The 16,606-nt window shown below is 39.1% G+C and carries 9 protein-coding genes; 8 read left to right on the top strand and 1 reads right to left on the bottom strand.

Annotated features, from left to right (window positions below):
• The coding region (locus tag RAO94_11645; protein ID MDP8322994.1) for a sigma 54-interacting transcriptional regulator at positions 1-4,041 on the bottom strand (4,041 nt) is incomplete at its 3' end.
• Between the two features lie 372 nt (positions 4,042-4,413).
• Between RAO94_11645 and RAO94_11650 the strand changes: the two genes are divergently transcribed.
• The 8 genes from RAO94_11650 (at position 4,414) to RAO94_11685 (ending at position 16,603) form a co-directional block, all read left to right on the top strand.
• On the top strand, positions 4,414-5,289 hold the full coding sequence (locus tag RAO94_11650; GenBank protein ID MDP8322995.1) for a hypothetical protein: 876 nt from the start codon (positions 4,414-4,416) through the stop codon (positions 5,287-5,289).
• Between the two features lie 18 nt (positions 5,290-5,307).
• Positions 5,308-7,317 carry a urocanate hydratase gene (locus RAO94_11655; protein ID MDP8322996.1) on the top strand — a complete coding sequence of 670 codons (2,010 nt, stop codon included), beginning with the start codon at positions 5,308-5,310 and terminating at the stop codon, positions 7,315-7,317.
• Positions 7,318-7,617: 300 nt separating this feature from the next.
• On the top strand, positions 7,618-7,950 hold the full coding sequence (locus RAO94_11660; protein MDP8322997.1) for a YbaB/EbfC family nucleoid-associated protein: 333 nt from the start codon (positions 7,618-7,620) through the stop codon (positions 7,948-7,950).
• A gap of 3 nt (positions 7,951-7,953) precedes the next feature.
• On the top strand, positions 7,954-8,553 hold the full coding sequence (gene recR / locus RAO94_11665; GenBank protein MDP8322998.1) for a recombination mediator RecR: 600 nt from the start codon (positions 7,954-7,956) through the stop codon (positions 8,551-8,553).
• Between the two features lie 2 nt (positions 8,554-8,555).
• Positions 8,556-9,185 carry a riboflavin synthase gene (locus RAO94_11670; GenBank protein ID MDP8322999.1) on the top strand — a complete coding sequence of 210 codons (630 nt, stop codon included), beginning with the start codon at positions 8,556-8,558 and terminating at the stop codon, positions 9,183-9,185.
• A complete protein-coding gene (locus RAO94_11675; GenBank protein ID MDP8323000.1) occupies positions 9,169-10,455 on the top strand; it encodes an Ig-like domain-containing protein in 1,287 nt (428 codons plus the stop codon). The genes RAO94_11670 and RAO94_11675 overlap by 17 nt, the downstream gene beginning before the upstream one ends.
• Before the next feature lie 258 nt (positions 10,456-10,713).
• Positions 10,714-13,653, top strand: coding sequence for a T9SS type A sorting domain-containing protein (locus tag RAO94_11680; protein ID MDP8323001.1), 2,940 nt, complete (start codon positions 10,714-10,716; stop codon positions 13,651-13,653).
• A 19-nt stretch (positions 13,654-13,672) separates the two neighbouring features.
• Positions 13,673-16,603, top strand: a complete 2,931-nt coding sequence (locus RAO94_11685) for a T9SS type A sorting domain-containing protein (protein MDP8323002.1) — start codon at positions 13,673-13,675, stop codon at positions 16,601-16,603.
• The last annotated feature ends 3 nt before the right edge of the window (positions 16,604-16,606 follow it).

Below are 16,606 nucleotides of genomic sequence, written 5' to 3' on the forward strand. Positions count from 1 at the left end.
TTCCTGAAAATGGTAAACTTCCGGTGAAAGATCAGTGGAATTGATCAGGGAATCTTCTTCCGCAAGGGTAACAGCTCTTTCTATCTCATTTTCAAGCTGGCGGATATTTCCGGGCCAGTTATATAGTGATAAATAACGCAATGCCTCATCAGAAATGCCGTTCATCTGTTTACCGATCTTTTTGCAGTATTTATCCAGAAAATGTACACTCAAAAGCGGAATATCACTTTTGCGTTCCCGCAATGATGGAACTTGTATCCTGATCACATGTAAACGGTAATAAAGATCCTGGCGAAATTCACCAGATTTTACGCGATCCAGAAGGCTGACATTAGTTGCGCAAACCACGCGTACATCTATTTTCTCAGTGATTGTGGAGCCTACCCTTTTGATCTCACCTTCCTGCAAAAAACGAAGAAGTTTTGCCTGTGTAGATAAACTGATATCAGCAATCTCATCCAGGAAAAAAGTTCCGCCATTTGCAATTTCAAAGAGACCTTTTTTATCATAACTGGCACCAGTAAATGATCCTTTCACGTGCCCAAAGAGTTCACTTTCCAATAATGTTTCGGTTAAGGCACCGCAATATTGAGCAACAAAGCATTTATTTCTGCGATTACTGCTGAAATGGACTGCCCTGGCAATAAGTTCCTTTCCTGTTCCGCTATCACCTTCCAGTAATACCGTTGTGGGAGTATCTTTAATTTTATCTATCATCCTGAAAATCTTCATGATACTCTCACTCTTTCCGATTATCTCTGGGAATTCACTGTTTTGAGCCAGTTCTTCCCGAATGGATGCATGTGACCGTTGCAGGTTTGCAATAGATATATTCTCTACTATCACAACAATCTGATTGCAGAGTGCAGATACCAGATTGACCATTTTTTCACTGAAATAGCGTGTTTCATATCGAGTAAAAAGCAGGATCACCCCTTTACGTTCATTACGCACTGTCAATGGGTATGAGATTATATTATTATAACTTGGTGCAAAATGAGGTTGCTTGTGATTCATCCCTTCATTCAAATCATAAGTTCCATTGATCACTTCCATTAAAATGTCATGATCTTTATCATTTGCAGAATAACCGTTATAATACAGGTAATCCCAGTTATTCTTTACCCGTTGATTATAATAAAAAGCTAGAATCCCACCATCAGCTTCAGCAAACTCAACAATTTTATTAATTGCCATCTGTAAAACGGTTTCAATATTATGGATGCTATTCAGACTCTGGGTTATTTCATAGAACTGGTTAAGAAGGGTTTCCTGCTGTTTGGATTCCTGCATCTGGTTCTTAAATTTACCTCTGATCTCCTGAATTAAAATATCATTTTCTTCCAGGAATTTGATAGCACCAAACTTTTTGACCATGCTTTTATTTTCTTCCAGGATCTGCAAAGCCTGTTCCCATTCTCCTTTAGCTGCTATCAATCGGGCATATTCAAAATTCGCCTGGGTCAATTCAAAATTCTTATTTTTCATACGGAACAATTCCAGTGCTTTACTCAGTTCCTGTCTCGCTACCTCTGGATCGTTTTCATGCAGTGCTGCCATGCGGTAATAGCATTGTCCCATCCGAAATTCATCATCCAGCTCTTTTGCCAGGTTCATGGCATATTCCACATAATATTCAGCACTTTCCTGATTACTGGTGCGAATAAAATAAAGGGCATGCCCCAAAGCACCTTCAATTATCTTATCCTTTTGATTAATTGTTTTAAAAAATTCATAACTTTGAACCAGATAGCTGTATGCTTCGCTGAATTTATTCAGCATAGTGAGAGCCTGTCCCAGATTTCCATAAAGATCTGCTTTCTGAAAATCATCATTAAATTTGGGTAGAAGTTCCCGGGCTTGTGAATAAAAATCTACTGCCAGGTCAAGTTCTCCCCGACGCATATATAATTCACCAATATTATTATAACTCTGGCATAATCCTTCAAAGAAATTTGTTTCTCGAGATTTCTTGATGGCTTTCTTATAATAATTAATAGCCTTTGTCCAGTCACCCCAGCGGAAATAACATACTCCCAGATTATCCAGAGAAGCTATTTCCAGACGGTAGTAATTAAATTTATATGAAACCTGCAATGCTTCCTGAAATGAATTAGCTGCCAGTTGATATTGACCATTATCCATGTGATTCACACCAATATTTATCAGGATATTGGCAACTGTATATCTATCATTCAATAGTAATTGTATCTCATAAGCTTTGTGCAGATAATATAGTGATTTCTCATAATCACCTTTTTCATCAAATAAGTACCCAAGGTTATTATACACATAGGAAATCCCATTCAGATTATAACGCTGTTCTTCCAGTTTAAGACTTTCCAGATAGAGCGTTTCTGTTTCTTTCCAGTCACCTGATGACATTGCCAGAACTCCCAGATTATTATAGGCTGCTGCCATCCCGGCTTTATCTTCAGCACTTTTAAATAATCTCAGTGCATCCTCAAACATCGCTTGAGCTTTGTTGTAATCATTATCATAATAATAGATCAATCCCTTCAATTTCCTTGTCTCGGCGCGCATCTGCATGCTTTGCCTGTGATTTTCTATTTTTGTGGTGATATTATAAGCAAGTTCTTCTATCTCCAACGCTTGCTCATAATCTTCCATCTGCATAAATAATCTCGATTTGAGCAGCATGATCTTCCACTGCCAGTAATCATCTATCTTATCTGGTGAATACTTTTTGATCACTTCCAGGGCAAAAGCATAATTAGTATTAATTCTCAGACAATCTGCCAGTTCATGGATGATCCAATATATAGGTAAACTAAGTGACTGAGCTAATTTCAGTGAGTTTCTCAGAATTTCAATTGCTTCATTTATATCATGGGTTTCTTTTTTTACCTGTGAAATGCGATTCATCACCTTCACTTTTTCTTCATTTTCTTCCAGATGTCCCAGAAGGAGGTTGTTATATTTCAACAGGTTCTCCTGATCACAGATCAAGTCCAGAAAATCAAGACATATTTCCTGGGTAGAAGGATCTTTTTCCAGAAATTCATTGCAGAACTCATTTCTGCTATATTCTTTGATCAGAGATATCAACCGCTTTTGCTCTGTCGGCTTCAGGGCATTAAAGTGAACTTTTACCGGTTCTACTTTCCGGACGTAATAATTGTCACCGATCTGCATGATCAAATGCTCTGATTCCAATACTTTCAAGGCTTTGATCGTCTTTCTGCCCAATAACTCATTTAAATACTTTCGCTCAGCACGTGTATCCAGAAGAAATATGTAAAGCAGCAATTCCATCTCTGTTTCATTTAGTTTCGCAAAACTCTCCTGATAAATAGTATCAAGGGTTATCTTTCGATCTATCAATTTGTCTATTTGCAGTTTCTCAATGGAATTAAAGTAATTCTCCAGCAGATACTGGATGGAATAGTAATTTTGCTGCGAAACATGCTCTATAACTTCCGCTTCACTCACAAAATCATTATCTTCATCAGCTGAAAGATTTGCCAGAATATTAGCAATATCTTCCTGAGTAGGTGGTTTCATGTCAATATTATAACCATCAGGATAATGTGATATACTGGAAAATATCACAAATTTTATATTTGCTTTGGCAAGGTAATTATTTAAAAATTGAATAAAGTCCCGAGTGTATTGATCAAGATAGCTCGATTCATAAATGACGATAAAATCGGTTGTGATAGTCCTCTTCTCTATCTGTTTCGTAAAATAATAATAAAAATCATAACGGTTCTTTATCTGATATTCCTTGGATTTTAAAATTATCTCTTGATATTCTTCCATTTCCATTCCGGTCAATAAATGAATGAAATCTTGAAAATGATTACCTCCTCGCACTCTGGGGATTATCACTTTAAAATTGTATTGTTTTTTTAGAAGAACGTGATTCAATTTCTCAAAGATAAATGATTTTCCTGTTCCAGATGCCCCTGTGATCTCTACTATTGATTGACCCACTCCTACGTTTGAGATGATCTCATCAATTAATTGTGAATCTTTCGTGATGTACTCTGATAAAATATTGCCCACTACTGAATTCATACAACCCTCATTCTATTTTTTTACTGACACTTTTTTGACATTCTTGCATTTTTTTGTCAACAAAATTTTGCCACTGTAAAATTTATGGACTGATCATTATCTTGACAAGCACCTCCAATGCTGTACATCTACCATAAGAATTTCCTCCTTTCGTTAACTCTTTGCACCATGAGTATCCAGAAGTTGACAACTTTGCTGAACTTCGACTTTTTGTTGAATCCGTTTTCTTAAATTATGGAATTTGAAGGTCTTTATTATTTGATTTTTATTCCTGATTGCCAGATTTTCACCTTTATGCTTGACAAACTATTCCAAAAAAAAAAATTAATTTTTTGTGATAGACTAAATTAACAGTTTATTCAAAGAGGAATTATGTATTACTCAAAAATTCTTTTAGACTTGAAGAAACAGGAACGTAATCCTGTGAACAAGATGTATTTAGGCGAAATTGCCCTGAAATGGAAGGCTTTTCAGCAGCTCACTGAAGAACCTTCCTCCAGTAATAAGGAACTTGCTGAAGCACTATCCAAATTCTTAGGTTCTCTTCATAATCGTAAATTTTTATTTAACAAGCTAAGGAGTACAGGTTTTGAAGAAGACTCACTGATTTTTTCTGCCAATTACATTAATGACCTGTTAGCTGCGATCATGAGTCGTCAGCCGATACTTTCAGAGCCTGGAATAGTTTGGGACTTTCAAGCTTTGAATTACAAACTTGCTCTCAGGGGAGATAATCCAGTCGAAATTGCGCGATCTCCGCAGATAATTGCTCAAAAGACTCCACCCGTGCTGTCACTTACCTTGAATCTTGATTACCAGTATCGGGTCAATGGTAAAAGAAATTTTACCAAAGAGACTTTTAATCTGCCTTTTTTGCTTTTCTTTGTATATAAAACAATTACTGCTGAGGATTTATTCAATATTGAACACTATGCCCTTCAGGTGAAATCTACCTGTAAAACTGCTCAGACTTTTATAATTTGTGAAACTCTTGATAAATGCCTGGAATGCAAAATTGAAGGGTTTCCAGCAAAAATAATTGTTCTGCACCTTGAAAGCAAAAAAAACAAGAACCAGATTTCCACTACTACGGTCAACCGTCTGGAGACTGCAATTAAAAATGTGCTTTATCGTAATCCGGAAACCATTATGATCAAAGAAACAGAAAAAGTAAAAGCACCTTCACCATTAGAGGAAAAAACTGCGAAACCAAGACCTCGCAAAAACAACTATAATAAGAAAAAATAAATATTAGTTGGAGTTAAAATGGATAACAAATCTATCGCCACAGCTATGACGATAATGTTGGAACCCTTATTGCCCGAAAAAAATGATTTTAAACCCGGCATTAGACGTGCCCCCGACCGCGGTTTACCGCTTAATAATTATGAAATTAAAATTGCCCTCAAAAATGCCCTCCGGTATATCCCAGCAGAATTACATGAAGAAGTTGCCCCCGAATTTCTGCACGAATTGCACACTATGGGCAGGATTTATGGCTATCGCTGGCGACCTGCTGGAAAACTGACTGGAAAACCTGTAAGTGAATATAAAGGCATTCTTGCTGCCAGAGCGCTTCAGGTAAATATTGATAATAACCTCGATTTTGAGGTGGCATTATATCCCTATGAACTGGTCACTTATGGTGAAACCGGACAGGTCTGCCAGAACTGGATGCAGTATCTACTCATTAAAAAGTATCTGGAAGTTATACGTGAAGATCAAACTCTGGTGGTATCCTCAGGGCATCCGGTGGGAATATTTCCCTCTTCAAAAGACGCTCCGCTGGTGATTTCAACTAATGGTCTGCTGGTAGGTAAATGGGATAATCCTGATGATTTCAAAAAACTGGCAGCTCTTGGTGTTTCCAATTATGGACAGATGACTGCTGGCGGCTGGATGTATATTGGTCCTCAAGGTATTGTGCACGGTACATATATCACTCTGCTCAATGCGGGTCGTAAATATCTGGGAATTCCTGAAGACCAGGATTTGGCAGGTAAATTCTTTATTTCCTCTGGTTTGGGTGGCATGAGTGGTGCTCAGGCAAAAGCAGTGGAAATAGCTGGCGGTATCGGCGTGATAGCTGAAGTGGATTACAGCAGAATAGAAACCAGACATTCCCAGGGCTGGGTAGGCAAGGTTAGTGCTGATCTTGATGAAATCGCTCAATGGATGCTGGAATACCAGAAATCAAAGAAACCTGTCTCTATCGCCTATCACGGTAATGTTGTTGAACTTCTGGAATATTTTGATCAGCAGAATATTGCTGTTGACCTCATCTCAGATCAAACTTCCTGCCATGCTGTATATGAAGGTGGCTACACTCCTGCTGGCACCAGTTTTGCTGAAGGCAGAAAAATAATTAAAGAAAATCCTGATAAATTCAAGCAACTCGTAGATACGTCACTGCTGCGTCATTTTGAAGTGATCAAAAAACTTACTGCCAAAGGCTCATATTTCTGGGATTATGGCAACAGTTTCATGGCATCCATATTTGATGCCGGTGCTACAGAAATTGCTGCTAATGGAAAGGATACTTCAGAAGGTTTCATTTATCCTTCTTATGTGGAAGACATTATGGGTCCCCTCTGCTTTGACCGCGGGTTTGGTCCTTTCCGCTGGGTATGTCTTTCCCGCAAAGATAGCGATCTGCATCTAACTGATCAAGCTGCCATGGCATGCATTGATCCTTCGCTTAGTTCGCTGCACCGTGATAATCATCACTGGATAGCTACTGCAGAAGAAAATAAACTGGTAGTTGGCACAAAATGCCGCATATTATATGCAGATGAAGAAGGCAGAATGGAGATCGCCCTTAAATTTAATCAGATGGTGCGTGATGAAATTATTGGTCCCGTACTTCTGGGACGTGATCATCATGACGTATCCGGCACTGATTCTCCCTTCCGTGAAACCGCTAATATCTATGACGGCAGTCGCCCTACAGCAGATATGAGCATCCAGTGCTGGGGCGGAAATATCGCCCGTGGTATGACGCTTGTTACCCTGCATAATGGTGGTGGAGTTGGCATAGGCAGAGCCTCAAATGGCGGATTTGGTCTGCTCTTGGATGGCTCAGCTCACGCTGATAAAATAATTAAAAGTGCCCTGAGCTGGGATGTGATGGGTGGAGTGGCACGCAGAAGCTGGGCCAGAAATACCCCGGCTCTGCAAACAGCCGCTACCTGGAATAAAAAACACCCCGATGAGGGACATATCACAATCCCCTTCCTCGCTGATGATGATCTCATCAATAAACTGGTGGATGAATAACTAATATAATCTAAAATAATTTTTATCCCACACCCGACCTCCGGTCGGGTGTTTTTGCTATCATCCCGCAACCCCCCGAAATTAAATTGCTGCATTTTTGCACCAGGCTCTGGTAGGGGCAAACCCGCGTGTCTGCCCAGAATATGATGTTTTAATATTATCGAAAGAGGGCAGACACATGGGTCTGCCCCTACGAGTCTGTCTATCAAACATTGAGATGAGAGATAAAATCACATTTCTGTTGACTGTAGATGAGGTGGCTGGATAATTTGAAAGAGAATAATAACTAAGGAGTAAAATATGTATCCAGGTGGTAAGAAAGGAAATATGAATGACCTGATGAAGCAGGCAAAGAAGATGCAGGAACAGATGATGAAAGCTCAGGAAGAGCTGGCTAATACCGTAGTGGAAGCTACCTCAGGTGGTGGAATGGTTACCGTAACGATGAATGGTCAAAATGAGCTTCTCAGTGTGAAGATAGATCAGGAAGTAGTAGATCCTGATGATGTGGAAATGCTGGAAGACTTGATATTGGCAGCCGTGAATGAAGCACATAATAAGGTGGCAAAAAGCTCAGAAGAAGAGATGTCCAAGTTCGTTCCCGGCAATATGAAAATACCTGGATTATTCTAACCGATGCTGTCCGGCAGTTTTGAAGAGCTCAAGCAGGGGCTGAAAAAGCTTCCCGGGATAGGGGAGAAGACAGCAACTCGTCTGGCAATGTATCTTATCCGCATGGAATGTAAGGATGCCGAGAAAATTGGCGAAGCTATTATCAAAGCGGTGAATAGTTATTCTAATTGTTCCGTGTGCAATATACTTACTGATATTGAACCTTGCATTTTTTGTAAAGATACCCAGCGTGAGCAGCAAATTCTCTGCGTTGTGGAAGACACTCAGGATGCATATCTGATAGAAAATACTCATGAATTCAAGGGTAGATATTTCATTCTGGGAAATCTGCTGTCACCGATGGATGGTATAGGACCGGATGAGATAAATTACCCCTTATTGCAGGAGTTTCTGGCAGCTAATCCGGTAGAAGAGCTTATCCTGGCTATCAGTCCTTCAGTGGAAGGTGAAAGCACAATTAATTTTCTGGTAAACCAGCTTTCTGACAAAGTGAAAACGATCACCCGGCTTTCTACGGGATTACCTTTTGGTGGTGATATGGAATATGCCACTTCACGCACGCTTACCACAGCTTTTAAAAGACGCTATTCAGCGGATAAATAATAATGTTTACAGGTATAATTGAAGAAATTGGCAAGCTGAGAGATTTTCGGGATCAGGGTGGAAAACGCTATCTGGAAATCGAGTGTCATAAGATAAATTCCACATTGAAAACAGGCGACAGTGTCTGCTGCAGTGGTGCCTGCCTGACCGTAACAGAATTTACTGCCAGTAAAATTACTGTGGAAGTGATGCGGGAAACTTTATTAAAGACTACTATCAGATTCTGGAAACGGGGAGATAAGATCAATCTTGAACGTGCCTTATCATTTGGTGGCAGACTGGATGGTCATCTGGTGCAGGGGCATGTGGACTGCGTTAGTGAATTTCTGGCAAAAGAACAAACTGGAAATACTACTTATTTATGGTTCAAGCTGGCAGCAGAATATAAAGATCTGGTTACCTGGCAGGGTTCAATTGCTGTTAATGGCGTAAGCCTTACAGTGGCAAAACTGGAAGCAGACCGTTTTGCCGTGGCATTGATCACTCATACTCTGCAGGAGACAAATCTGATGGATGTCAGGCAATATGTAAATCTGGAATTTGATATAATAGGAAAATACATTGTCCGTTATTTTACTAATCATGAGAAACCGGGAATGACCATGGAGTGGCTGCGTGAAAAAGGTTTTTAGTTTTTTACTGCTGCTTTTTGTATTTCTATTTGCCGGCTGCGGTAATAAGGAAAATGCCACTGGCGGACCTGAGGATATAGAAAAACCCTATATTATGAATGTGTATCCAGCCCAGTATGAGGATATTACCGGCAGTAATATTGAGATCACCTTCTCCAAACCAATGGATATCAAAACTTTTAATACCGGGCTTCATATATATCCTGAGATATTTTCTAAAAGCTTCCGTTGGGAAAATAATACCTTGATCATCGAAATTCAGGAAATGCTTATTCCCAATTCCAATTATTATTTTTCATTCTCGAAAAATATCAAGGGATATCATAATAATCCTTTGCAGGAACAATATGATCTGGTCTGGGCAAATGGCAAATTAAAAGACTGGCGTATTTCGGGGGATTTTGCATTTGAAGATATCGAGGATAGTCAGAATGAGGTTAGGATCAGTTTATTTTCAGCAGATACCACTTTGATCTACACGCGCAAATTTATCAAAAACTATGCCTTTGAGTCCCTGAATGAAACTGGACATTTTTTAAGAGCTTATGTGGATAAAAACAAAAATAACAGGCTTGATATTGATAAAGAACCTTTTGCTGAGGAAAATACTCCTGCCCGTCCGATAGTGACAGCAGACCTTTTTTTGGCATATTCAGATTCCACTGCTCCGGCATTAATACGTGCAACACCGCTTTATATTGATGAGATTGATCTGTCATTTGATGAGCCATTGGTGAGTGTGCAGACAGTGCATCTATTTACAGACTCCCTGGGACAGGCTTTGCAGGTGAAACGCTGGCGGATTGCGGACGATAAATTGCGGGTAATTTCTGCTGAGATGGATACCGTTGACTATAAGATCATGGTGATAGGTGCAGAAGATAAAAAGGGGAATATTGCTGATATAGATTCGCTGGTTTTTTCTGCAACCACAAGAATTGATACTTTAGCTCCCCAGATGGTTAAAATAGACCCCCGAGACGGATCATCTGTATCCGTTTTACAGCCGGAGATCAAATTTACATTCAGTGAAGTGATATTTAAAGAGCATGCAAAAGGATCGCTCACAGAAGTAGAAACCGGCTTAAAATATCCTTTGAAAGCTATTAGTGGTGATAATGAAATAGTGATATTTAAACCACTAGTAAAATTGAATAACTTTAATACCTACCGTATTTTACTCGATGTCCAGGACCCGCGGGGTAATAAACTCACAGGTTTTGAGGGATCAGTATTTCTGCCAATCGTCAGAGAGGATATTAGAGAGTAGCAGACTTTCTCTTCTATAGGGCGTATAAGTCCTATAAGACCTATAAACCCTATAAGTTAATTTAAGATAGCCAATTTTCTTCTTGCAAGTTTTATAACTTTTAATGATTTTTGGAATGAATTATGCTTTTTATTTAACCGGGTCGGGAATAAATTTAAGCAGGGCAGCATAAACAGTCAAAATGAGACGTTATTTGTGTACAACATGTTAATTCCTTTTACACTTGTTGGGATTCTTTATTAAAAGCTGGAGGACAAAATGAGAAAACTTTTTTTATTTTCTTTGTTAATATTATCAATCGGTTTACATGGTTATATCTGCTGGGAAGAAGACGGCAAGGCAATTCGGCAGGAGACACAACTGAATTACTCTTCGGCAGTGATCAATCTCAGCGGGGGTGGTTACATGATGATGTGGAGTGATGCTTCTGGTGGCAGGCAGGAAATGAAAGTGCAGAAAGTTTCGGATGCTGGTGAGGCAGAATGGGATTCGCCAGTGATATTAACCAGTGGTGTATGTTATAATCCCGACGAAGGAATACTGGTAGAAACTTCTAATGGGGATATAGTGGCAGCCTGGAATGAACAAATTGATCCGACGTTATTGCGAGTGCAGCGGTTAGATACAGATGGTAATCTTCTATGGGGTGAAACAGGCTTGACCTTTGAAGTGGCAGAAGACTTGTATGGTCATGGTATTCCGCTTCAAGCAGTAGTAGACGAAGTCGGAGGAGTTTATCTGGTCTGGTGCAAGTACGTCGGTCCAAAGGAGATCAGGGCAATTTATCTTGACGAGGATGGCAATTTGGGGACAGGTTGGAGTAGCGATGGTAATATATTATTATCTGCAAATTATTCACCCACTATAGACTTTTCAGTAATTTCGGACAACTTTGGCGGCATAGTCACTCTGATGGAATTGAGCTATGATATTGTTTTCCTGCAAAGATGTGACAATCAGGCAAATCTGCTCTGGGGTATAGAGGGGCTTAGCATAGATGAATTATACACCGAAAGTGAGATATTTCTCCTGCCCTGGAATCCAGGAGAATATGCTGTTATTGTGGAACAGAATGGTGAGTTTCTGGTTAATATTGTAAATTCCAATGGTGATTTTTCCTTCGATGAACCGCAATTAGCAGCAAGTATTAGAGAAGGATATACTGCAGGCAATATGCAGGTAATTAAGACTTCTGATAACCGGCTGGGAATTATCTATAACGAGATTAGTGATTATATCAGCAATACAAATATCCAAAAGACGGAGATAGGGATCGGCACGGAATGGGGTGAATATGGCATAGAAATAGGCAGCCTCGAAAGTGCTAACCCTCCTAAATATGATCTTGCAGCAGATGATACCGGTGGAATGGCAATGGGCTGGAGATATTATACTGACTGGGACTATAATATTTATTATCAGCATTGTGACGGAACTGGAAATTTATTAACGGGTACTGATCCGATACTGGCAGGCAGTTCTCCGAGTAGTGATACCTCCTTCAGGGTATTTAGAACTGCTGATAATTCAGTTTTATTCTGGAATCAACAAAGGGAAGACAGAGATGAAATAGCAATGCAGATATATAACTTAAATGAAATTCCCCAATTAGCAGAACAGGGGTATATTATTTGGGATATACTTGCTGGTAGAGCCTACCCGCTTATGTTGAAGACAAGGGGAAATCTCTCTGCAATATGCTGGCAAGATGGGAGATATAGCAGTGGTCAGACATATATTCAGGCAATCAATAATGATACTGGAGATTTATTGTATGATGAGAACGGTATAGCTGCTATAAATCAAACTGAATTGTCTGAAAATTACGGGGAAATTTGTATAAGTGAAAATTGTGAGAGAATTTGTATTACCTGCGAAGTAAATGGTGGTTTGAATTATTTGGGAGTAGTGCAATTGCTTGATCAGGAAGGTAACAGGCTTTTAGGTGATGATGGGATGATATTTTGTGATGAATTTAGTATAACAGATAATAAGATTGCCAGTTCCGGTGATAATGAATTTGTGATTGTATGGAGTGCGGTTACTGATGACTTCATTAATCCAGTCTATTATTTGAAAGCACAAAAAATAGTAAATGACCAGTTTGTTTGGGGAAATGGAGTAACTTTACAGGGTGATTCTGAACAAGATCTTAGTCATTTAAATATTCAATACCCTTATATTTCCTGGAATGAATGGGATTTTCCTGCAAGTAACTTAAAACTTACAAAAATTACTGGTGATGGAAGCATCGCCCCCGGCTGGGATCCTGAAGGTCTGGTGGTTTCTGAAAATCTCTTAGGAGGGACTTCTCGAATATATATGAATGACACAGGAACTTATATTTTCTGGATGGAGCGAAACGATGAGAATGGTTTTCAGTTGAGGGGACAGAGATATAGTGCTGAAGGTGAATTGCTGTGGGAAGAAGGTGGAAGACTTTTTGGTGATTACGGATGTATAATGGATTATCAGTTAAAGGATGACTACCTGTACTGTATTGTCTATGAATCGGGCAATCTCTATACTCTTTATAAAAGCAATCTGGAGGGGGAATTTGTCTGGGATGACGGCATAACTATTGAGAATTTAGATGGAATGACTACCGGTAATTTTAGTATCTGGGAAGAGGTAATAATAGTATATGGAACTAAAAGTGATAGCATATATGCCATGAATGATGACATATATGCTATGATCTATGATACTGATGGAAATGTGGTTGAGAACTTACCTCCTGGAGGTCTGGAATTATGCACAGAACCGCATTTTCAATCCATAGTGTCATGTGCTAGTGACGAAAATGGCAGCAGTATTGTATTGTGGAAGGATGGCAGAGGAGAATATACACCAGGGTCAGATCATAGTCTGTATGTGCAGAAAATAGATCTGAATGTTGCGCCGATAACTGATGAAGAAATAATTGACGGTAATCTTTTAAATGTAAGCAATTATCCCAATCCATTTATGCAAAGCACAACCTTGAAATGTGATCTGCCACGTAATATTGAAGATGCGGAGATAGTGATCTATAATATCAAAGGACAGAAGGTGAGAAGTTTACCCGCAACATCAAATGAAGTTCAGTGGGATTGCCGTAATCAGGCAGGTAATTTAGCCGGATCAGGAATGTATTTCTACCGGCTGCAAGGAAAAAACATAGAAAGCAAAACCGGTAGAATGATCCTACTGCGTTAATCTCTCAAAGGAGTAAATTTTGAAGAAATTATTAGTATTAGGTTTTTTAATCATGGCAATGACTTTGAGCAGTTATACCTGCTGGGAAGAGAATGGTAAGTCAATCCGGCAGGAAACCAATCTAAACTATTCTTCGGCAGTGATCAAACTCAGTAGTGGCGATTTTATGATGATGTGGAGTGATGCCTCCTCAGGTACCCAGAAAATGAAGTTGCAAAAGGTTTCAGAAGATGGAGAAAACTTCTGGGAAGAACCTGTAATACTTTCAGAGCGCGAGCTTTATTATGCTAATGGAGAATCACTTGTGGAAACATCAGACGGATATATAGTTGCAGTATGGTATGAGCTTGATAATCCTAATCTTATTCGCTGCCAGAAGCTAGATACAGAGGGCAATTTACTTTGGGGAGAAGATGGCTTGATTTTTGAAATGAATTTCCATGTGAGTTACTGCCTGAATACAAAAGTAATAGCTGACCTTAATGGAGGAGTATTTATCACTCTTATGCGTAGAAATGTAATTACACTAAATATAACTGCTGATGGTACAATTGCAGAAGGCTGGAGCGATAATGGTAATCTTATATTCATTGCATCACAATTTATTACTTCATACTCCTGTCTTCCTGATGTAATTGGAGGTATAGTAATATTAGCACATAACTACAGAGATAATCACTATTATTTGCAAAGATGTAATGATCAGGGAGCAATTCTCTGGTCTCAGTTGGGTATTGATGCAGGTGATTATGACGAAATGGAGATAATTAACTGGGATTATGGAGAATTTGCCCTTGTGTCATATAATTATGATGAACTTCAAATTAAAGCAAATGTAATTGATCTGGGAGGTAATTTTTTATATCCAGAACCCCAGCCGGTCGCAGAAATATCTGAAGATACATGGGATTTTTCATATAAAGCAGTAATAACAGGAGATAATAAACTTGGCATGATCTATTCCGGTCCCAATCTTTCTGGGTTGCTGGCGCAAAAAACTGACATAGGACTTACTCCCGAGTGGGGAGCTGAAGGTGTATTGATAAGCGATGATGATTATTATTTTATCTACCAGTTTGCAAATCTGATACCAGATAATGCAGGAGGATTACACGTATTCTGGTATGAATCAGATGATATCAGCATAAATTTATTTATGGGGCACATTAATACTGACGGCAGCATCGATCTGGATAATATCCCGATATCATCAATGGATAATAGTCCTTATGAATCTCCCGTATTATACAATAATTCTGCTGAGGAGACCACAATCTTCTGGAGAGAATTAAGCGATGGAGATGATAAGATCAAAATTCAGATAGCCGATACTTATGGAAACATGCTGCTGCCTGAAAATGGTAATTCTATATGGCAGGAACAAGGGGGTAGTGTTAACTGGGATGTCACTGATATTGATAGTAATGGTGAGTATTCATTGATCTGCTGGGCAGAAAGCAGTACGTATAATAGTTATTATACAATTTATATTCAGGTTTTTGATAATGCTACCGGAGAATATATTTTTCCTGATCAAGGGCTGGCAGTATCAGATTATAGCAGTTGCAGGCAGGAATATCCAGTTGCTATTTTTAATGAAACTGGGGATAAGATATGTATTGCCTATGAACAGAGATACACTGAACCGGAAGCAGAAGGAGCAATAATCCAAATTATGGATCTGGAAGGGAACAGGCTGCTGGGTAACAATGGATATATCTTGAGCAGCGACAATATGGAAGTGGAAGTGGAAGGTATTGCAGTGAGTTCACAAGGTGATGATTTTATAGTGTTTTGGAATGATTTTGAAACAGAGAGTGGAGAACACTTAAAAACATTGAATGTACAGAAATTTGTAGATTGTCAGCCCGTCTGGGATGATCCAACTCTTTTATCAGCTTTCGGTATGAATGATTTCACAGGTGTTTCAATATCTAATAATTATCTAATTTGGCAGGAAACTACATTTGGTTCAGATTGTAAATTAAAGGTCGCTCGCCTTACCGAAGCTGGAGAAATAGAAGATAACTGGGGTGAAGAAGGAATAGAGATTGCTGCTGAAAATCACATTACTGACTGCCAGAGCTATATCACTGATGATGGCATAGTAGTTATCTGGCGGGAGATTAATGACCAGAAAGCGCAATATATTTCAGCCACGGGAGACTTACTCTGGGGAGATGAAGGCTATTTCTTTGAAAATGAGGAGCTCCAGCTTGCTGATGCGCAGGTTATAGAAGATAAACTGATTGGCTTGTTTAAAGATTTCCCTTCACAATCCTTTAAATTTATTGAGTTTGATCTGGATGGAAGCAATGGTTGGAACGAACCTGAAGTTTTAAATATTATGGAAATTGATGCATATTCATCTTCAATAACTATGGATATCTGGGAAGATCTGATCATAGTTTACTGGTCGGACATTGGTTATTATAATATATATGCCTTGATCTATGATTTAGAAGGGAATCTGATAGAAAACATTCCCCCAGATGGTATTTCTATCTGCTCAGAAAGGCATGAGCAGTATTGCCGTTCCAGCATTGTGGATGATTCCGGGAGCAGCTTTGTCATCTGGCAGGATGCCAGAGGTTCGTTTATGCCGGCAAGTGATCCCAGCATTTATGTGCAGAAAATTGATCTTAATACCGTCCCGACATTTGATGATGAGATCATTGATGGGAATGTTGTTAATGTGAGCAATTACCCTAATCCCTTTACGAAAAGCACAACCTTGAAATGTGATCTGCCACGAAATGCAGAAGACGCAGAAATAGTGATCTATAATATCAAAGGACAGAAGGTGAGAAGTTTACCCGCAACTTCAAATGAAGTTGAATGGGACTGCCGGAACCAGGCAGGAAATATTGCCGGTTCAGGAGTATATTTTTACGTCCTGCAAGGCAAAAATATCAAAAGCGAAACAGGCAAAATGATCATGCTGCGTTAAACC

This window comes from Candidatus Stygibacter australis, from assembly GCA_030765845.1.
GTDB classification, from domain to species: Bacteria; Cloacimonadota; Cloacimonadia; order Cloacimonadales; family TCS61; genus Stygibacter; species Stygibacter australis.